The sequence below is a fragment of the Phreatobacter sp. GW821-FHT04C01 genome (genome assembly GCF_059420385.1).
Window position 1 is genome coordinate 935,102 of sequence record NZ_JBWKTP010000002.1, and the last position, 19,098, is coordinate 954,199.

At 69.4% G+C, this 19,098-nt stretch carries 18 protein-coding genes; 15 read left to right on the forward strand and 3 right to left on the reverse strand.

Features of this window, described 5'->3' with window-relative positions; all coding sequences use genetic code 11:
* The first annotated feature begins 63 nt into the window (after positions 1-63).
* The 11 genes from AC07WJ_RS11415 (at position 64) to AC07WJ_RS11465 (ending at position 11,757) form a co-directional block, all read left to right on the forward strand.
* Entirely contained in the window at positions 64-933 is an 870-nt protein-coding gene (locus AC07WJ_RS11415) for an isocitrate lyase/PEP mutase family protein (RefSeq protein WP_494934681.1), read from the forward strand.
* A gap of 11 nt (positions 934-944) precedes the next feature.
* Positions 945-1,643: an isochorismatase family protein gene (locus AC07WJ_RS11420; protein WP_494934682.1), complete on the forward strand. Its 699-nt coding sequence runs from the start codon at positions 945-947 to the stop codon at positions 1,641-1,643.
* 68 nt (positions 1,644-1,711) lie between these two features.
* Positions 1,712-2,875: an ABC transporter substrate-binding protein gene (locus AC07WJ_RS11425; protein WP_494934683.1), complete on the forward strand. Its 1,164-nt coding sequence runs from the start codon at positions 1,712-1,714 to the stop codon at positions 2,873-2,875.
* Positions 2,876-2,933: 58 nt separating this feature from the next.
* Positions 2,934-3,872: a branched-chain amino acid ABC transporter permease gene (locus tag AC07WJ_RS11430; RefSeq protein ID WP_494934684.1), complete on the forward strand. Its 939-nt coding sequence runs from the start codon at positions 2,934-2,936 to the stop codon at positions 3,870-3,872.
* Between the two features lie 2 nt (positions 3,873-3,874).
* A complete protein-coding gene (locus tag AC07WJ_RS11435; RefSeq protein WP_494934685.1) occupies positions 3,875-4,771 on the forward strand; it encodes a branched-chain amino acid ABC transporter permease in 897 nt (298 codons plus the stop codon).
* Positions 4,755-5,513, forward strand: coding sequence for an ABC transporter ATP-binding protein (locus AC07WJ_RS11440; protein ID WP_494934686.1), 759 nt, complete (start codon positions 4,755-4,757; stop codon positions 5,511-5,513). Before AC07WJ_RS11435 ends, AC07WJ_RS11440 begins: the two co-directional genes overlap by 17 nt.
* Before the next feature lie 4 nt (positions 5,514-5,517).
* Positions 5,518-6,201, forward strand: coding sequence for an ABC transporter ATP-binding protein (locus tag AC07WJ_RS11445; RefSeq protein WP_494934687.1), 684 nt, complete (start codon positions 5,518-5,520; stop codon positions 6,199-6,201).
* Positions 6,201-7,610: an MmgE/PrpD family protein gene (locus AC07WJ_RS11450; RefSeq protein ID WP_494934688.1), complete on the forward strand. Its 1,410-nt coding sequence runs from the start codon at positions 6,201-6,203 to the stop codon at positions 7,608-7,610. The genes AC07WJ_RS11445 and AC07WJ_RS11450 overlap by 1 nt, the downstream gene beginning before the upstream one ends.
* Complete coding sequence (locus tag AC07WJ_RS11455) at positions 7,610-8,977, forward strand: FAD-dependent oxidoreductase (RefSeq protein ID WP_494934689.1); 1,368 nt, start codon at positions 7,610-7,612, stop codon at positions 8,975-8,977. Before AC07WJ_RS11450 ends, AC07WJ_RS11455 begins: the two co-directional genes overlap by 1 nt.
* Positions 8,974-10,347, forward strand: coding sequence for an MmgE/PrpD family protein (locus AC07WJ_RS11460; protein WP_494934690.1), 1,374 nt, complete (start codon positions 8,974-8,976; stop codon positions 10,345-10,347). The genes AC07WJ_RS11455 and AC07WJ_RS11460 overlap by 4 nt, the downstream gene beginning before the upstream one ends.
* A gap of 15 nt (positions 10,348-10,362) precedes the next feature.
* Positions 10,363-11,757, forward strand: coding sequence for a dihydroorotase (locus AC07WJ_RS11465; RefSeq protein WP_494934691.1), 1,395 nt, complete (start codon positions 10,363-10,365; stop codon positions 11,755-11,757).
* Here AC07WJ_RS11465 and prmB read toward each other — a convergent pair.
* Positions 11,730-12,680 (reverse strand): 50S ribosomal protein L3 N(5)-glutamine methyltransferase, encoded by a 951-nt coding sequence (gene prmB, locus AC07WJ_RS11470; protein ID WP_494934692.1) that lies wholly within the window; start codon positions 12,678-12,680, stop codon positions 11,730-11,732. The two genes, AC07WJ_RS11465 and prmB, sit on opposite strands and share 28 nt — an antisense overlap.
* A 255-nt stretch (positions 12,681-12,935) precedes the next feature.
* On the opposite strand from prmB, the gene AC07WJ_RS11475 reads away from it, so the two are divergent.
* Both AC07WJ_RS11475 and AC07WJ_RS11480 read left to right on the forward strand, forming a co-directional pair.
* The gene (locus AC07WJ_RS11475) at positions 12,936-14,729 is read left to right on the forward strand and encodes a tetratricopeptide repeat protein (protein ID WP_494934693.1); all 1,794 of its coding nucleotides are present in this window, start codon (positions 12,936-12,938) and stop codon (positions 14,727-14,729) included.
* A gap of 102 nt (positions 14,730-14,831) precedes the next feature.
* Complete coding sequence (locus AC07WJ_RS11480) at positions 14,832-15,722, forward strand: 4-(cytidine 5'-diphospho)-2-C-methyl-D-erythritol kinase (RefSeq protein ID WP_494934694.1); 891 nt, start codon at positions 14,832-14,834, stop codon at positions 15,720-15,722.
* Between the two features lie 136 nt (positions 15,723-15,858).
* On the opposite strand, the gene queC is transcribed toward AC07WJ_RS11480, so the two are convergent.
* Positions 15,859-16,596 carry a 7-cyano-7-deazaguanine synthase QueC gene (queC, locus tag AC07WJ_RS11485; RefSeq protein WP_494934695.1) on the reverse strand — a complete coding sequence of 246 codons (738 nt, stop codon included), beginning with the start codon at positions 16,594-16,596 and terminating at the stop codon, positions 15,859-15,861.
* 3 nt (positions 16,597-16,599) lie between these two features.
* On the reverse strand, positions 16,600-17,607 hold the full coding sequence (locus AC07WJ_RS11490) for a polyprenyl synthetase family protein (protein WP_494934696.1): 1,008 nt from the start codon (positions 17,605-17,607) through the stop codon (positions 16,600-16,602).
* A 109-nt stretch (positions 17,608-17,716) separates the two neighbouring features.
* On the opposite strand from AC07WJ_RS11490, the gene AC07WJ_RS11495 reads away from it, so the two are divergent.
* Positions 17,717-17,953, forward strand: a complete 237-nt coding sequence (locus tag AC07WJ_RS11495; protein ID WP_494934697.1) for a putative signal transducing protein — start codon at positions 17,717-17,719, stop codon at positions 17,951-17,953.
* A 108-nt stretch (positions 17,954-18,061) separates the two neighbouring features.
* Complete coding sequence (locus tag AC07WJ_RS11500) at positions 18,062-18,811, forward strand: tRNA1(Val) (adenine(37)-N6)-methyltransferase (RefSeq protein ID WP_494934698.1); 750 nt, start codon at positions 18,062-18,064, stop codon at positions 18,809-18,811.
* Positions 18,812-19,098: the final 287 nt, after the last annotated feature.

Below are 19,098 nucleotides of genomic sequence, written 5' to 3' on the forward strand. Positions count from 1 at the left end.
TTCGCGACTTGACACACCCCATCTCTCGTCGAGCCGCGGTTCGGCGCGAAGTCAGGACGATTCATGCGTTCCACCGAAAAATTGAAATCGCTGCTGGCCCGCCGGGCGGCGGTGACCGTTCCCGGCGCCGCGAACGCCATGTTCGCGCGGGTCATCGAGGATCTCGGGTTCGAGGCGGCCTATGTCACCGGGGCCGGCGTCGCCAACATGTATCTCGGAGCTCCCGATATCGGGCTGACGACCATGTCGGAGGTGGCCGAGGCCGTGACGGCGATTTCGGATGCGGTGTCGCTGCCGATCATCGTCGATGCGGATACCGGTTTCGGCAATGCCGTGAACATGGTGCGCACGGTGCGCGCGTTTGAGCGGGCGGGGGCGGCCGGCATCCAGATCGAGGACCAGGTGTTTCCCAAGAAATGCGGTCATTTCAACGGCAAGGACGTGATCCCGCGCGATGAAATGGTGCAGAAGATCCGCGCCGCGGTCGATGCCCGCCGCGATCAGAACCTGCAGATCATCGCGCGCACCGACGCGGCCGCGATCGAAGGTTTCGACCGGGCGATCGAGCGGGCGCGCGCCTATGTCGAGGCCGGTGCCGACGCGACCTTCGTCGAGGCGCCGACCAGCATCGACCAGCTCGCGCGCATTCCCGGCGAGCTCGCCGTGCCGCAGGTCGCCAATATCGTCTTTGGCGGGCGCACGCCGGATCCCGGCCGCGCCAAGCTTGCGGATATGGGCTTCTCGATCGTTCTCTACGCCAATGCGGCGCTGCAGGCGGCGCTGAAGGCCTCCTACGAGGTGCTCGGGGCCCTCAAGGAGGACGGGTCGCTGCAATCGGTGGCGCATCGCCTGGCCTCGTTCGAAGAGCGCCAGCGCGCGGTGGCCAAGGATGAGTGGGACGCGCGCGAAGCGCGTTATCGCGTCGGCACCTGAAGGAGCGGCAGATGGGCAAGCCCTGGGACGGGATCATCTCGGAAGACGAGCAGCGGGCCTATAACGCGGCGGGCTTCGGCCGGGCCACCGGGATCGGCCGGCGGCCGGCGCTGCTGATCATCGACGTGCAGTACCGCACGACCGGCACGCGGCCCATGCCGTTCTGGGAGGCGATCAAGGAGTATCCGACATCCTGCGGCGACGTCGCCTGGGCCGCCGTCGGCAATATCGCCAGGCTGCTGGCGCTGTTTCGCCAGCGCGGGTGGCCGGTGCTCTATCCCTATGTCGCGCCGAAGCAGTCGTTCGATTTCGGCCGGCTGTCCGACAAGGTGCCGGCGATCATGGGCGTCGCAGCCAAGGGTTATGAGTTCGTCGCCGAGATCGCGCCGGCGGCCGACGATATCCTGCTGCCCAAGAAACATCCGAGCGCCTTCTTCGGCACGCCGCTGGCGAGCTATCTGATCAATGCCGGCGCCGATACGCTCGTCGTGACCGGCTGCAGCACCAGCGGCTGCGTGCGCGGCAGCGTCGTCGACGCCTTCGCCTATAACTTCCGCGTGCTGGTGCCGGATGACGCGGTCTACGACCGGTCGGCGACGTCGCATGCGGTCAATCTGTTCGACATGGCGTCCAAATATGCCGACGTCATGCCGACCACCGACGCGGTCGCGGCCCTCGGCGCGATCGACAGCGCCGCCGCGCAGCGGTGAGCCGCGCACCGATCCCGACAATCACGACATGCCAACGCGCAAAACCTGACGGGCCAGAGGAGAACGAGATGGGGGTTATCATGAAGGGAATGTCGCGACGCCGGGTTCTCGCCGCCGCCGGCGGCCTGGCCGCGCTCGGGCTCGGCCGCGCCGGGGCGCAGGGCCAGGAGCCGCTGCGGTTCGGCCTCGCCATGCCATTGTCGGGAGGCCAGGCGCTCTATGGCCAGGACCAGGTGAAGGCGGCCGAATGGGCGGTCGCGGCGATCAACGCGGCAGGCGGCATCAACGGCCGCAAGCTCGACATGATCCTGCTCGACACCCGCGCCGACCCGCAGGTCGGCATCCAGTCGGCGAACCGCCTGGTCTCGGTCGAGAAGGTGCCGGTGTTCATCAGCGCCTGGTCGGCGGTGGTCAAGGCGATCGCTCCGATCGCCAATGACAGCAAGGTCGTCCAGCTTTCGGTCGGCGCCAATTCGGCCGATATCGCCCGGCTCGGCGACTACACCTATACGACCTTCCCGCTCGCCGACATCGACATCACGGCGGTCGCCCGATACTCCGCCACCACCCTGGCCAAGAAGCGCGCCGCCGTCCTCTATATCAACAACGAGACCGGCGTCGTCGCGGCGCAGATCTATCGCGACGTGTTCACCAAGGCGGGCGGCCAGGTCGTGGCCTATGAAGCCTACGACCCCAAGGCATCGGACTGGACCGGCTCGTTGTTGAAGGTGCGGGTCGCCAATCCCGACATCGTCCACATCCAGGGACTGGTGGCCGATACCCCGCAGGTCATTGCCCAGATGCGCCAGCTCGGCCTGGCCCAGCCGGTCTCGTCCTATTCGGCGGTCTATAATCCCAAGCTCATCGAGCAGCTGGGCAGGGCCTCCGAGGGCGTCATCGCCACGTCGCTGGCGCCCGGCGTCGAGCAGCCGGCGGTGAAGGACTATGTCGACCGCTGGATCAAGGAGGTCGGCCGCGAGCCGAACGGCCTGCCCTACACGCAATATCTCTACGACGCCCCCTATATCGTCGCTCGGGTGCTGAAGTCGCTCGACGACAAGAAGATCCCGATCACCGGCGAGAGCTTCCGCGCCGAGATGATGGCGATCAAGAGCTTCGATCTGCCGTTGACCGGCCGCCTGGTGATCAACGAGGACCACACGGTCAGCAAGCCGGTCTTCCTCATGGAGGTCAAGGGCGGCAAGTGGAGCCAGCTGGCGGTCGTCAACTGATCATCTTGGATATGGCCGGCGGCGCCACGGGGCGCCGCCGGCCATGGCGGAGCCTGTCATGCTGTCCTTCGACATCATCGCGCAGATCGTCTGGACCTCCTTCGCCACGTCGAGCTATTTCGTGCTCTTCGCGCTGGCGTTCGCATTGGTGCTGAAGGTCAATCGCGTCTTCAATTTCGCCCAGGCCGCGATGATGATCGCGAGCTTTTATGCCGCCTATTCGGCGGTCGCGCTGGGCGGCACCCCGGGCTGGCTCGGCCTGGTCGCGGCCCTGGCCGCGAGCGTCGCCATGGCGCTGGTCACCGAACTGTTCGGCTTCCGCATGCTGCGCCGCCGGCGCGCGGCCCAGATGTTCGTCTTCATCTTCACGCTGATCGTATCGGAACTGGTCGCCTATCTCGCCATGCTGGTGTTCGGCACCTGGCCCTCCACCATCTTCACCTCGCTGTTCTGGCCGGTCACGCTGGTCGGCAATGTCGCGGTGAGCGCCTGGGACGTGCCGGCCGTCGCCGCCACGGTGGCCTGCGTCGCGGTGCTGTTCGGCTTCCTGCGCTTCGCGCGCATCGGCCAGTTCATGGTCGCGGTCGCCGACAATCCGGATCTCGCCGAGCTCTACGGCATCGCCAAGGAACGGGTCTATCTGGCCGCCATGCTGACGGCGGCGGTGCTGGTCGCGATCGGCATGTTTCTCTATGGCACCCGCGCCCAGGTCCAGCCGACCACGGCGATCGACCTGATGCTGTTCGCCATCGCCGCGACGATCATCGGCGGCATCGGCAATCTGTGGGGCGCCGCGATCACGGCGGTGGTGCTGGGCATCGTCCAGAACGCCAGCGTCCTGTTCATCCCCTCGGAATGGCAGGGCTTCCTGCTCTACGTGTTCCTGTTCTTCGCCATCGTGTTCCTGCCCAACGGCATCAGGCTGCCGAGGCGCCGGCGCCTGGCACGTAAGGCGGCCGCGCCGGATCTCTCCACGGCCGGCACAAAGGAGGCCTGAGGGTGGAATATCTGTTCACGATCGTCATCCTCGTCGGCCTCTATGTGATCCTGGCCTCGAGCTTCAACCTGATCATCGGCTATGGCGGCCTGATCTCCATCGCGCATCCGATCTTCTACGCGATCGGTGCCTATGCCTCGGCCATCCTGGCGCGCGATTGCGGCTTGCCGATCTATGCGGCCATGGTCGGCGGAGCGCTGATCGCGGTGGCCGCCTCGATCCTGGTCGCCCTGCCGTCGCTGCGCGTTTCCGGCGACTACCTGCTGATCGCCAGCATCGGCTTTCAGCTCGGGCTGATCGAGATCTTCAAGAACGTGTCCTGGACCGGCGGGGCGGGCGGCCTGACCAACATCCCCGCGGCGGCCACCTCGATCGGCGGCCGGAGCGTCTATGTCGGCCTGGTCATCGTGGTGGCGATCCTGGCGGTGCTGCTGGTCCGCTCGATCGCCCATGGCGCCTATGGCCGGGCGATGAGCGCCATGCGCGACGACGAGCTCGCCTTCGCCGCGCTCGGCCGCAACGCCGTCGCGATCAAGGTCGGCACCTTCGCGCTGGGCTCCGGCCTGGCGGGCTTCGCCGGGGCGCTCTACGCGCATTATTTCCGGTTCCTGGCGCCCGAGCAGTTCGAGATCCTCCAATCCTCCGCCATCCTCACCATGGTGGTGGTCGGCGGCATCCGCACCACCTGGGGACCGATCGTCGGCGCCGTGCTGCTGCAGGCGCTGCCGCAGGCGATCACCTTCATGGACCTGCCGCCGAGCCTGCTCGGCCCGGCGCAGGGCCTGCTGTTCACCGGCCTGGTCCTGGTCTTCATGTTCGTCCGGCCCCAGGGGCTGATCTCGGCCGGCGCCGTCTGGAACGCCTCGCGCAAGGAGGCCAAGCATGTCGCCGGTTCTTGAGATCAAGGGGCTCAACAAGAGTTTCGACGGCATCGTGGTGGCCGACGACATCGACCTGACGCTGCGGGCCGGCCGCGTGGTCGGCCTGATCGGTCCGAACGGCGCGGGCAAGACCTCGCTGTTCAACCTGATTTCGGGTGTCTTCAAGCAGGATGCCGGCTCGATCCATCTCGACGGGCAGTCGCTCGACCGGCGCAAGACCTATCAGCGGGCAAGGCTCGGGCTGAGCCGGACCTGGCAGAACCTGCGGCTGTTTCCGTCGCTGAGCGTGCTCGACAATCTCCTGGTGGCGCCGCGCGACTATGCCGGCGAGAGCCTGATGCGGCTGATCTTCGCGCCGGGCGCCGTCCGCCGCTCGGAGGCCGCGGATCGGGACAAGGCGCTGGCGGTGCTTGAGCGCACCGGCCTGTCGTCCGTGGCCCGGATCCCGGCCGCCGACCTCACCTACGGCCAGCAGAAGCTCGTCGGGGTGGCGCGCGCCCTGATGAACGATGCGCGCTGCCTGCTGCTCGACGAGCCGATGGCGGGGGTCGAGGGCCAAGCCTACCAGACCATCCAGAAAGTGGTGCGCGACATCGCGCAGGGCGGCGTCGCCGTCTGCGTCGTCGAGCATAACGTGGCCTTCATCCGCGACCTCTGCGACGAGGGCGTGTTCATGTTCGCCGGAAAGATCCTGGCGCGTGGCCCGGTCGAGCAATTGATCGCCGACCCGCGCCTCACCGAACTCTATTTCGGAACGTGACGCGATGCTCGAGATCGATCATGTCACCGCCGGCTACGGCACCCTGGTCGCGCTCCGCGACGTGTCGCTGGCGCTCGAGCCGGGCGCGCGCATGGGGGTGTTCGGCCATAACGGCGCCGGCAAGACCACCTTGCTGCGCTGCATCGTCGGGGCGCACGCCGCCTCGGCCGGCACGGTGCGCTTCAATGGCGAGCCGGTGCCGCCCGGCAAGGTGCCGGAGACGGTCCGGCGCGGCCTGGCCTTCGTGCCGCAGGGGCACAACGTGTTTCCGAACCTCACGGTGGAACGCAACCTGCACGTCGCCGGCCTGCTGTTCGACCAGGGTTTCGTCAAGGAGGTGGTGAAGGTCTTCCCCGTGCTGGAGGAGCGCCGCGCCCAGCGCGCCGGCTCCATGTCGGGTGGCGAGCAGCAGATGCTGGCGCTCGGCATGGCCTTGATGACGCAGCCGAAATGGCTGCTGCTGGATGAGCCGTCGACCGGCCTGGCGCCGGTGATCGTGCGCAACGTCATGGCGCAGATGCGCCGGGTCAACGAAAGCTTCGGAACCGGGCTGATCATCGTCGAGCAGAACGTGCCGGCGACGCTCAAGCTGGTCGATCGCGCGCTGATCCTGAAGTCGGGGCGGGCGGTGTTCCAGGGCGAGGCGGGCGAACTGTCGGCCAAGCCCGACCTGTGGGAATGGTTCTGATGGCGGCCGAGACGGGAACCGATCGCGGCCGTTCCGCCGAGGCCTTCCGCGCGCTTGCCGCCTGGGCCGCCGCGGCGGTGCGAGGGCCCTTGCCGGAGCCGGTCCGTCGCCGTGCCGCGCTGATCCTCGCCGATGATCTCGGCGCCATGGTCGCGGCCGCCGGCGAACCGCAGGTCGCCGCCGCCCGCGCGGCCTTTTTTCGGTCGTCGGGCCCGGCCGAGGCGACGGTTTTCGCCGCCGGGGCGCCCGCCCTCGACCGCTACGCGGCCGCCGCCGCCAACGGTATGGCCGCCACCTGGTGCGAACTCGACGAGGGCTTCCGCGCCGCGCCCTGTCACGCCGGCGCCTATGCCCTGCCGGCGCTGCTGGCCGAGGCCGAGGCCCGGGATGCGACGGTCGACGCGGTGCTGGCGGTCCTGGCGGTCGCCTACGAGGTGACGGCCCGCCTCGCGCAGGCCTTCCCGTTCGCGACCATGACGGTGCATCCGCACGCGGCCTTCGCCACGATCGGGGCCGCCGCGGGCGCCGCCCTGATGCGCGGCGCCGACGCGGAACGGCTGCTGGATGCCGTGTCTGGCGCTGCCAGCATGACCTTCGCCGGCCCGTTCGGCCATGCCACCGAAGGCGCGCTGGTGCGCAACGGCTGGACCTCGGCGGGCGCCTGGATCGGCATGCGCGCCGCCGACTGGGCCGAGACCGGCATCGCCGGCCTGGCCGAGACGCCCCATGACGTCTTCGTCACCGTGTTCGGCACGGGCTGTCTGCCGGCCGCCCTGACCGAGGGGCTGGGCCAAGCCTGGGCGGTGGCCGGTGGCTATCACAAGATCTTCGCCTGCTGCCAATATGCCCATTCGGCGATCGAGGCGACGCTCGACCTGCAAGGCCGGCTCGCCGGCGCCGGGCGCGACGCGGCCGATCTCGCCGAGATCGTGGTCGAGACCCATCCGCGCGGGCTGAACCTGACGACCGTCGAGCCGGCCACCGTGCTGGCGGCCAAATTCTCCATGCCGCATGCCGCCGCGGCGGTCGCGGCGCTCGGCACCGGCGGCCGGTCCGCCTTCGCCAGCGCGACGCTCGCCGACCCCGCGATCGCCGAACTCCGGCGCCGGGTCCGCCTTGCGCCGCATCCGGCGATCGGCGAGGCGCCGCGCGACCGGCCGGCCCGCGTGTCCTGGCGCTTCGCCGATGGCGAGACCTGGGTCGCCGAATGCGCCAGCGCGCGCGGTGGCGCCGACCAGCCGTTCGGCGAGGCGGTCCTGCTGGAGAAGCTTGCCGAGAACTGCCGCGACGACTTCCCCCTCATGGCCGCGACGCTGGCGCGCCTGGTGACGGGGGACGGCGCCTCGGCGCGTGGGACGGCGTCGTCCTGGCGCGCCTTCGTGGCGACGATGCTCCGAGGAGACGCATGATGAGCGACGATATCGATATCCTGATCATTGGCGCGGGTGCCTGCGGCCTCGCCGCCGCGATCGCCGCCCAGGACGCGGGCATGTCGGCGGCGGTGGTCGAGAAGCTCGACCGTCCCGGCGGCAATTCCTCGCTGTCCACCGGGTCGGTGCCGGCGGCCGGCAGCCGCTTTCAGCGCGAGGCGGGGATCGTCGACGATCCCGCGACCTATGTCCGCGATCTCATGGGCATCGCCAGGGAGACCGACGACCTGGCGCTGGTGAAACGGTTGGCGGAGGTGTCCGCCGACACGGTCGAATGGCTGGTCGACGCGGTCGGCGCCCGGATCAAGCTGGTCACCGCCTACAAGCATATCGGCCATTCCGTACCGCGCCTGCACGCGCCGGTGTCGCGGCGCGGCCAGGACCTGGTCGACGACCTGGTCGCCGCCGTCGAGGCGCGCGACGTGCCGATCGCGGTCGGCAACACCGTGCGCGAACTGATCGTCGAGGACGGCGGCGTGAGGGGAGCCGTCATCGACACGGATGGTGCCGAGACCACGATCCGCGCCCGCAAGACGATCCTGGCGCTGAACGGTTTCGCCGGCAATGCCGGCCTGGTGAAGCGCTTCTGCCCCGAAATTGCCGGGGCGCAATATTTCGGCGCGCTCGGCTCGACCGGCGAGGCGGTGCTGTGGGGCGAAAAGCTCGGCGCCGACCTTCAGAACATGGCCGCCTATCAGGGCTATGCGGTGGTCGCCCATCCGCATGGCAGCCTCCTGTCCTGGACCACGATCGAGAAGGGCGGCTTCCTGGTCGGTCGCGACGCCCGGCGTTTCGGTGACGAGAGCCTCGGCTATTCGGGCTTTGCCCGCGTCGTGCTCGAACAGGGCGAATTCGCCTATGCGATCTTCGACCAGAAGATCTTCGACATCGCGGCCGAGGAGGAGGAGTTCGCCGAACTCGCGCGCTTCGGCGGATTGAAGACGGCCGATAGCGCGGAAGCGCTGGCGGCGGCGCACGGACTGGCGCCCGACGTGCTGGCGGCCGAGCTCGGGCGCTATAACCTGGCGGCCGAAGGCCAGGCGGCGGACCGCTTCGGCCGCGGCAATTTCGGTCTCGGGCCGCTGGCCGCGCCGTTCTATGCTTGCCGGGTGGTGCCGGGACTGTTCCATACCCAGGGCGGCCTGCGCATCGACGGCGACGGGCGGGTGCTGCGCAAGGACGGCACGCCGATCGCCAATCTGTTCGCCGGTGGTGGTGCGGCCGCCGGGATCAGCGGCCGTGCGGGCGCGCTCGGTTATGCCTCGGGCAACGGGCTGCTGTCGGCGATCGCGCTCGGCCGGCTGGCCGCGCTCGCCGCGGCCCGCGACATCGGGGCCGCGCGATGACGCTCGCCCGCGCCCTGGTCCGTCGCTGGCGCGAGACCACCGATGCGGCCTTGCCGATGCCGGTCGCCGAGATCGCGCGGCTGCACCTGATCGATGCCGTCGGAGTGGGCCTGGCGGCGGCGGGTAGCGCGGTCGGCGCGCCCTATCGGCGTTTCGCCGCCGAGGCCGCGGCCGGCGGACCGGCGAGCATTTTCGGCCTCGCGGCCGGCGCCGGCGCTGCGGATGCGGCCATGGTCAATGGCGGCCTGATCCACAGTCTCGAATATGACGATACCCATACCGCCTCCATCGCCCATGGCAGTGCCGTGCTCGCGCCGGCCGCGCTGGCGGCGGGTGCGGCGTCGCGCTCCGGCGGCGCCGCCGTGCTGGGCGCCTATACGCGCGGCTGGGAGCTGCTGATCAGGATCGGCCGGGCATCGCCCGGGACGTTCCAGGCCGTGGGCTTTCAGGTCACCTCGGTCGGCGGTGCGCTGGTGGCCGCGCTGATCGCCGCCGATCTCGCCGGCCTGGACGACGAAGGCTGTGTCGCGGCCGTCGGCATCGCGCTGAGCCAAGCCTCGGGCGTGTTCGAATTTCTCAGCAATGGCGCCACCGTCAAGTCGCTGCATCCGGGCTGGGCGGCCCATGCCGGCATCGTTGCCGCCGGGCTCGCGCGTGCCGGCCTGACCGGTCCCGAGACCAGTTTCGAAGGGCGTTTCGGCCTGTTTCGCGTCTTTGCCCGGGACGCGGCCGGGGCCGATCGCTTCGCCGCCGAAATCTCCGACCTCGGCCGGCGCTGGCATTTGCCGGAGGCGGCGTTCAAGTTCCATCCCTGCTGCCACTACCTGCACCCCTTCGTCGAGGCGGCGGCCTTGCTGGCCGAGCGCGGCGTGGCGCCCGAGGCCGTCGCTGAGATCACCTGCCGGGTGCCGGCCGGTGCCGCCGGCATCATCTGCGAGCCCTGGGACGGCAAATGCGCGCCGGTCTCCGGTCACGCGGCGCGCTGGAGCCTGCCGATCGTCGTGGCGACCCGGCTTGTCGAGGGACAGGTGGGCCTCGAGACGTTCGAACGGCCGGCCTCGGCCGAGGTGCGCGCATTGACCGCGAAGATCGCGTGGGAGCCGCTGGCGGACGCACGCTTCCCCGAGCGTTTCGAGGCGGAGATCGCCTGCCGTCTGCGCGACGGAACGGTGCACACGGTGCGGGTCGACGATGTCTACGGCAATCACAGCCGCCCGGCGAGCGCGGAGGCGGTGCGAACGAAGTTCCGCGCCAATGCCGGCCGCCTGCTGCCGGCGGCGCAAATAGCGGCGCTCGAGCGCGCGCTCGACGATCTCGACCGCGCGCCCGATCTCGATGCATTGACGGCGGCCCTGCGCGGCGCCGGCTGAGACGAGGAGATGACGATGGGTGATTTCGATCTGGTCATCCGCGGTGGTGACGCCATCCTTCCCGGACAGGGCCGAACGGCCTGCGACATCGCGGTCCGAGCCGGCCGCGTCGCGGCCATCCTGGCGCCGGGCGAAGCGGCCGGGGCGCGCGACACGCTCTCGGCCAAGGGGCTGGTGGTCATGCCCGGCGCCATCGACGTCCATCTCCACCTCGGCCATGGCAAGGACATTTCGCGGCCGCGCGTCGCGGCGGACGCCGATCGCGAGACGGCGGCGGCGGCCAAGGGCGGGGTGACGACCTTCGTGCCCTATCTGCTGGCGACCGAGCCGTTCGAGACGATCTTCGACGAGGTCGTGGGCGTCACCGAACAGGGCGCCCGTATCGATTTCGGCTATCACTTCATCATCTCGACCGAGGCGCAGCTCGCCGGCGTTCCGGCCTATGCGCGCGATTTCGGCGCGCCGAGCTTCAAGATCTTCATGAACAACCGGGGCGGCGAGGGCGCGCGCCTCGGCCTGCCCGATATCGACGACGGTTTTCTGTTCCGCCTCAGCGAGGCGGCGTCCGCCCATGGCGGCATGGTCTGCCCGCATCCCGAGACGATCGAGCTCGCCTGGGTGCTGCGCGACCGGGTCAAGGCTCAAGATCCCGACGGCACCGGGGGGCTGGCGACCTGGAACGCCACGCGCCCGCCTTTCGTCGAGGCCGACGCGGTACAGCGCGCCGCCTATATCGCCCATAGCGCCGGCGCGCCGCTCTATGTCGTGCACACCTCCTCGGCGGAAGCGCTGGAGGCGGCGCTGCGTCATCGCCGCGCCGGCGCGACCGTTCATATCGAGACCTGTCCGCATTACCTGACCCACGATATCGGCTGGGCCGGGGGCGACATGGCCAAGATCAATCCGCCGCTGCGCCAGGCCAGCGACCGCGAGCGGCTGTGGCGCGGCCTTGCCGAAGGCGAGATCGACACCGTCGGCACCGACCATGTCCATCGCGACCTGAGCGCCAAGCAGGGCGGCATCTGGGCCGCCTCGCCCGGCTGCCCGGGGCTCGAGACATTGCTGCCGGTGCTGCTCAGCGAAGGCCATCACAAGCGCGGCCTGCCGCTGGAGCGCATTGCCGCGCTCGTCGCCGGCAATCCCGCGCGGATCATGGGCCTCGGCCATGCCAAGGGGGCGATCGCGCCAGGGCTCGACGCCGACCTCGCGCTGGTCGATCTCGACGCGGCCTGGACCATGGAGCGCGCCGACGTCGTGTCGAGCGCCGGCTATTCGATCTACGAGGGCGAGACCTTCAGGGGACGCATTCGCCACGCCTTCGTCCGCGGCCGGGCGGTGCTTCGCGACGATGCCCTTGTCGATGCGGCGGTCGGTACCGGCCGCTATGTCCGGCGCCGGCTGCCGGCTTGACCACGCTGGGCGAGGCTCTCGGCGCTCAGCCAGAACACCTCGCCTTCGCTCTCCTCGGTGTCGATCCAGAGGAAGGGCAGATGCGGAAACTCAGCCTCCAGGATGTCGCGGCCGGTGCCGATCTCGCACAGCAGGCCACCGTCGGCGGTCAGATGGCCGCCGGCCTGGCTTAGAATGCGCCTGACGATATCGAGCCCGTCGGGCCCGCCGACATGGGCCATGACCGGTTCGCTGGCATATTCAGGCGGAAAGGCCGCCACCTCCGCCTCGGCGACATAAGGCGGGTTGGTGACGATCAGGTCGTAGCGGCGGCCGGCGAGCGGAGCGAAGAGGTCGCCCTGGTGCAATTTCACGTGATCGCCGGCGTCGTGATCGGCGACATTGAGCCTGGCGACCTCGAGCGCATCGGCCGACAGATCGACCGCGTCGACCGCGGCGGCGGGGAAGGTCATCGCGGCGAGGATGGCCAGGCAGCCGGAGCCTGTGCACAGGTCCAGCACGGTCTCGACCGCATAGGGATCGGCGATCAGGCCGAGACCGTCCGAAGACAGGGCGCCGGTGACGATCAGCTCGCCGAGATAGGACCGCGGGATGATCACCCGCTCGTCGACGCGGAAGCCAATGCCCTGGATATAGGCCTTGCCGACCAGGTAGGGCGCGGGTTTGCGGGTGGTGATGCGGGCCTCGAACAGATCCAGCAGCTTCCGCCGCTCGGCCAGCGTCAGGCGGGCGTCGAGCCAGGGGTTGAGGTCGTCGATCGGCAGCGCCAGGCTTTCCAGCACCAGGAAGGCGGCCTCGTCGAGCGCGGTCGTGGTGCCGTGGCCATAGCTCAGCCGGGCGGCGCCGAATCGGCTGACCGCATAACGGACGAGATCGCGGACGGTCAGGAGCTCTTCGGCGGGCGAAGGCGAGGCGGAGGCCATGGTGCGGAGATTCCGGGGATGTGCTAAAAGGGCATCGATATCAGGTGCTAGCGGCTCGCAACGCGCGGTTCAAGCGCTGCCTCATATTCGGGCGCCGCGCCGGCAACCTTGCCTTGGCATCGCCGCAGTCCGGCACCATGGTCGCCTTGCGGATCACGGTCTTCCTAGGCATTGTGGTCCGATCAACGGCTGCGCCGGCCGACCTGTTTTCGTATGCCGTGCGGCCCTCCCGGCCGGGATGACGAGAGAGCGATAGTGACCTTGAGAACTCTGTTTCGAGCGCTCGTGCTCGCCGCGGGCGCGACTGCGGCTTCCTTCCCGGGCAGCGAGGCACGCGCCGCCGCCAATATCGTCGAGCCGCTCGGCCCGACACCGACATTCCGCGAAGCCTTGCGGGTGACGGTCTATGGCAACGTCCTGGCCGCGCGCCTGGCCGCCACCGTTCGCGACACATCGGCCGCCTCGGTCTATTGGCGGGCGGCGCTGCGCCAGGATCCGCGCAACAACGAGATTCTCGAGCGCGCCTTCGTCACCACGCTCGCCGACGGCAATGTCGAGGAGGCGATGCCGCTGGCCGAGCGGCTGATCCAGGTCGACCGCCAGCATCGCCTGGCGCGCCTGGCGCTTGCCGTACGCGCCATGAAGGCCCGCCAGTTCCAGACCGCGCGCTCGCATCTGAATGCCGCGCCGCGGGCCAATGCCGACCTGACCTCGGCGCTGCTGACCGGCTGGACCTTTCTCGGTTCGGGTGATGCCCCGGCCGGTGTCGCCGCCGTCGACCGGCTGACCGGCGCCGACTGGTTCCAGTTGTTCAAGCAATTCCATGCCGGGCTGATTCTCGATGCCGCCGGTCGCCGCGCCGATGCCGGCCGTCGGCTCGAAGAGGCTTATAAGCAGGACCCGACGATCCTGCGCATCGTCGATGCCTATGGCCGCTGGTCGTCGCGGGCGCGCAATATCGAGGAGGCCCGCCAGGTTTATGCGGCCTTCGACAAGGTCGTGCCCAACCATCCGATGGTCGAGGACGCCCAGCGCCGGCTGCGCGAGGCGCAGACCCTGCCGCCGCTGGTCCGCAATGCCCAGGGCGGCGCGGCCGAAGTGCTCTATGGCCTCGGCTCGGCGCTGTCGCGCCAGGGCGGCGAGGATCTGGCGCTGATCTATCTGCAGCTTGCCCGCTGGCTGGATCCGGAGCACGAGCTGGCGACCCTGTCGCTGGCCGATCTCTACGAGTTCCTCAAGCTGCCGCAGCGGGCGATCGCCGTCTATGACGACATCCCGCAGACGTCGCCGCTCTACCGCAACGCCCAGATCCAGCGCGCGCTCAACCTCGACCTGCTCGACAAGACCGACGATGCCCGCAAGGTGCTGCAGGACCTGATCGCCAAGAAGCCGAACGATCTGGAGGCGCTGCAGGCGCTGGGCAATGTGCTGCGCACGCGCAAGATCTTCGCCGAAGCGGCCGAGGTCTATACCAAGGCGATCGCGCTGATCCCCAATCCGGACCGCCAGCACTGGGTCTATTTCTACTTCCGTGGCATTTCCTACGAGCGCTCGCAGCAATGGGCCAAGGCCGAGGCCGACCTGAAGCGGGCGATGGAACTGGTTCCCGAGGGCAATACCCGCGGCCGCGCCCAGGTGCTCAACTATCTCGGCTATTCCTGGGTCGACCAGGGCATCAATCTCGACGAGGGCCTGCGCCTGGTGCGCCGGGCCGTCGAGCTGACGCCGGAAGACGGCTATATCGTCGACAGCCTCGGCTGGGCCTATTACCGCATGGGTCGCTTCGACGACGCGGTGACCGAACTCGAACGCGCCATCGAGCTGAAACCGGAAGACCCGGTGGTCAACGATCATCTGGGCGATGCCTATTGGCGGGTCGGCCGGCAGATCGAGGCGCATTTCCAGTGGAATCACGCCCGCGACCTGAAGCCCGAGCCGGACGATCTGCCGCGCATCCTCAACAAGATCGCCAATGGCCTGCGCGACGACGCAGGCCCGGCCGGCCGGACCACCGGCCAGGCGGCGCAGACCCAGACCGCGCCGAACTGATCGGCGCGGCGGCCGTCGGCGTCGAAACCCGTCAAGCCCGGCCTGTGATCCGCGCCGGGCTTTCCGGCGCGCCAATACCAGCCTTGTGATCCCCGTTCCGTCATGGCTTCCGTCGATCGCGCGCCCGCCAAGGTGAACCTGACGCTCGCGGTGCGGCGGCGCCGCGCCGACGGCTATCACGACCTGGAAAGCCTGGTGGTGTTCGCCGCCGTCGGCGACGAGTTGCGCTTCGCGCCCGGAGGTGTGGGCCATTCGCTCGACGTGAAAGGCCGTACGGCCGCCCAGGCCGGCACGATCGGCGACAATCTCGTGCTGAAGGCGGCGGGGCTTCTGGCCGCGCGGGTGCCCGGCCTGCCCGCCGGCCGCTTCACGCTGATCAAGCGGCTGCCGGTGGCGGCAGGCCTCGGTGGCGGCTCGTCGGATGCCGCGGCGGCGTTGCGTCTCCTGGCGGAGCTGGCCGGGCTTGCGCTGGATGATCCGCGGCTCGTCGAGGCGGCGCGGCTGACCGGCTCGGACGTGCCGGTCTGCCTTGCCGGCAGGTCCCGTATCATGCGCGGCACCGGCGCGGAGCTCGGGCCTGCGCTCACCTTGCCGCGGCTGCCGGCTCTGCTGGTCAATCCGGGTATCGCGGTGGCAACCCCCGCGGTCTTCGCCAAACTCGGCCTTGCGCCGGGCACCGAGCGTGAGCCGGATCCGGCGGCGGCGCTTGAGCAGGGCGGGGGCAGCCGGTCGGCGGGCACCCGACCGGCGCTTGTCGCCTTGCTTCATGCCGCGCGCAACGACCTGGAGGCGCCGGCTCTGGCGCTGGCGCCCGGGATCGGCGCGGCGCTCGGCCATGTCGCGGCGACCGAGGGCTGCCGGCTTGCCCGCATGTCCGGCTCGGGGGCGACCGTTTTCGGGATTTATGACACCTGCCGGGCGGCAGCCGCCGCCGGCAAGGCGATCAAGGCGAGGGAGCCGGGCTGGTGGGTCAAGCCGACCATGCTCGGCTGAGATGCGGCTCCTGCGGGGCTGCGACGTCCATTTAGGCCGCAGGACGCGGGCTCTGTCGGAGTGGGCTGTGCGATCGCCGGCATTCTATATCCGGCCTGGTCTCTCGCCCACGTCAATTCCGGGCAATCGGAATTCATCAAACCGCCGAGGCGGTGAAGCGGCGGTAACCCTCGGCGCGCAATTGGCAGGCCGGGCAGGTGCCGCAGCCGAAGCCCCATGAATGGTGATGGGTGCGGTCGCCGAGATAGCAGGAATGCGACTGCTCGCGGATCAGGTCGATCAGCGGCTCGCCGCCGAGCTTTCTGGTCAGCGCCCAGGTCTCGGCCTTGTCGATCCACATCAGCGGCGTGTGCAGTACGAAGCGCTTGTCCATGCCGAGATTGAGCGCCACCTGCAGCGCCTTGATGGTGTCGTCGCGGCAGTCGGGATAACCGGAATAATCGGTTTCGCACATGCCGGCGACAATGTGCTTCAGGCCGCGCCGATAGGCGAGCGTGGCGGCGAAGGTCAGGAAGATCAGGTTGCGGCCGGGCACGAAGGTGTTGGGCAGGCCGCCTTCGGTCATCTCGATGGCGACGTCGCGGGTCAGCGAGGTGTTGGAGATCTCGCCGAGGGCTGCGAGGTTGATCGTGTGGTCCGGCCCGAGCCGCGCGGCCCAGCCGGCATCGAGCGCGCTCAGCCCCTGGCGCAGGGCGTCGCGGCAGTCCAGTTCGACCCGGTGGCGCTGGCCGTAGTCGAAGCCGAGCGTCTCCACCGTGCCGAAGCGGTCGAGTGCCCAGGCCAGGCAGGTCGAGGAATCCTGGCCGCCGGAGAAGAGCACCAGCGCGCCGGCCTTGGCGGCGGCGCCGGCCTGTTCGCTCTCGAGCGTGGCCATGGCTCAATAGGCTCGCGAAATGCAGAAGGCGACGGCCTCCATCAGCGCATGTTTCATCGCGCCGTCGGGGAACAGGGCGAGCGCGTCATTGGCCTTGTCGCCATAGTGGCGCGCGCGTTCGACGGTGTCGGCGAGCGCGCCGTGCTTGGTCATCAGGCCGATGGCGGTCTCCAGGTCGCCCTCGGCGATCTGGCCCTCGACCAGCGTGCGTTTCCAGAAGGCGCGGTCCTCTTCCGGACCGCGGCGGAAGGCCAGCACCACCGGCAAGGTGATCTTGCCCTCGCGGAAGTCGTCGCCGACATTCTTGCCGAGCTTCTGGGCCTTGCCGCCATAATCCAGCGCATCGTCGATGAGCTGGAAGGCGATGCCGAGATTCATGCCATAGGCGCGGGCGGCGGCCTGCTCGGCCTTGGGCCGCTCGGCGATCACCGGGCCGACTTCGCAGGCGGCGGCGAACAGCTCGGCGGTCTTGCCGCTGATGACGGCGAGATATTCGTCCTCGGTGGTCGCGGTGTTCTTGGCGGCGGCGAGCTGCATCACCTCGCCTTCGGCGATCACCGCGGCGGCGGTCGACAGGATGTCGAGGGCGCGCAGCGAGCCGACCTCGACCATCATCTTGAAGGCTTGGCCGAGCAGGAAGTCGCCGACCAGCACGGAAGCCTCGTTGCCCCAGACCATGCGGGCCGCCGGCTTGCCGCGGCGCATGTCGCTCTCGTCGACCACGTCGTCATGCAGCAGGGTCGCGGTATGCATGAACTCGACGGCGGCGGCGAGCCGCACGTGGCCGTCGCCGCGATAACCCGAGAGCGCCGCTGTCGCCAGCGTCAGCATGGGCCTCAGCCGCTTGCCGCCGGACGAGATCAGGTGGTTCGCCACTTCCGGAATCATGGTCACGTCGGATCCGGTGCGCGACAGAATCATCGCGTTTACCCGCTCCATGTCGGCCTTGGTCGCGCGGACCATGGCGTCAATGGAGGCATTGACCTTCTCGAAGGGGACGACGACTGCCACGCCATGCTCCGGGTTCGATTGCATTTCGCCGGACCATAGAAAGAAGGTGCTACCATCTCAAGTCGTTCTGACTACACGAAAAGTCGCATGGGCTTGGGCTGGGGGTAACGTGGAAGAGATCATACGCACGCCGGACCCGGTTCTGGTCACGGCCATCGAGGTCCTGCTCGGCAGCGCCGGCATCGCGATTTTCGTGGCGGACCGGCATATTTCGGCGATCGAGGCGCGTATCAGCGCCTTTCCGATGCGTATTCTGGTGCCGAGCGATGTCGCCCGCCGGGCGCGCCGGCTGATCGAAGAGGCCGGCTTCGGCGACGAATTGCGGCCGGCGGCTCCATCGCCCTGAGGCCGGCAAGGCCTGATCGACCGAAATAGGACGCGCTTCCGGATGGGCGCCGCGGCCGTTCCATGGCACCTATGCGCCATGGAACCGACAATCGCGACGCCAGGGGACGTGACCCACGACACCGTGCTCGACGGCAAGGTGCGGCTGATCCAGCCGCAGCGCGGCCATCGCGCCGGCCATGACGCGGTGCTGCTCGCCGCCGCCGTCCCGGCGCTCGCCGGCGACCGGGTGCTGGATCTCGGCTGCGGCGTCGGTACCGCGGCCTTCTGCCTGGCGGCGCGCGTCGCGGTCGGCTTCCTGACGCTGGTCGAGATCGATCCGGACCTCGCCGCCCTGGCCGAACGCAATGCCGCCGCCAATGGGCTGACCAACCGCACCCGGGTGATCGTCGCCGATGCGCGGGCGCGGGGCGCCATGCGCGAGCGGGCCGGCCTGCTGCTCGGCCAGATCGACTGCGTGATGACCAATCCGCCGTTTCACGACGCGCCGCGCCATCGCGGCTCGCCCTCGGTGCCGAAACGGCTGGCGCATCAGGCCGAGGAGGGCCTGCTCGCCGCCTTCCTGCGCACGGCGGTGGCGGTGCTGCGTCCCGGCGGTACGCTCACCATGATCCACCGGGCCGACCAGCCCGAAGCGCTGCTCGCCGCCATGGCCGGCCGCTTCGGCGGCGTCACGCTCAGGCCGGTCCATTCCAAACCGGATATGGCCGCCGGTCGGCTGCTGGTGACCGGCATCAAGGGCTCGCGCGCGCCGGTCGGCATCCTGCCGGGCCTGGTGCTGGCCGATCGCGAAGGGCGGCCGACGGCGGAAGCCGAGGCGGTCCTGCGCGGCGGCGAGGGATTGGCGGGAGCGGGGTGAGGGGGCGAGGGCAGGATCTGTGGCCCCGCCCGCGATCGCGACGAAAAGCTCAACGCGATCAACCCTCTCCCTCTGGGAGAGGGTGGGTTCGTCGGCGCTTCTTTCCGCGGGACCGAGCCCGGTTCGCGCACTCAAGCTTCCAACCCGACCTCTTCCGCGTCCATCATCGCCACAAGACAACTCCGACAAACCGGGCCGCTCCAGCCGAATCTTGCCTCGGCGCGCAATGCCGCTTACGCTCGGGCATCCGTGGTTTTGCTTAAAGACCCGGTGATCGGCCCTCCAGC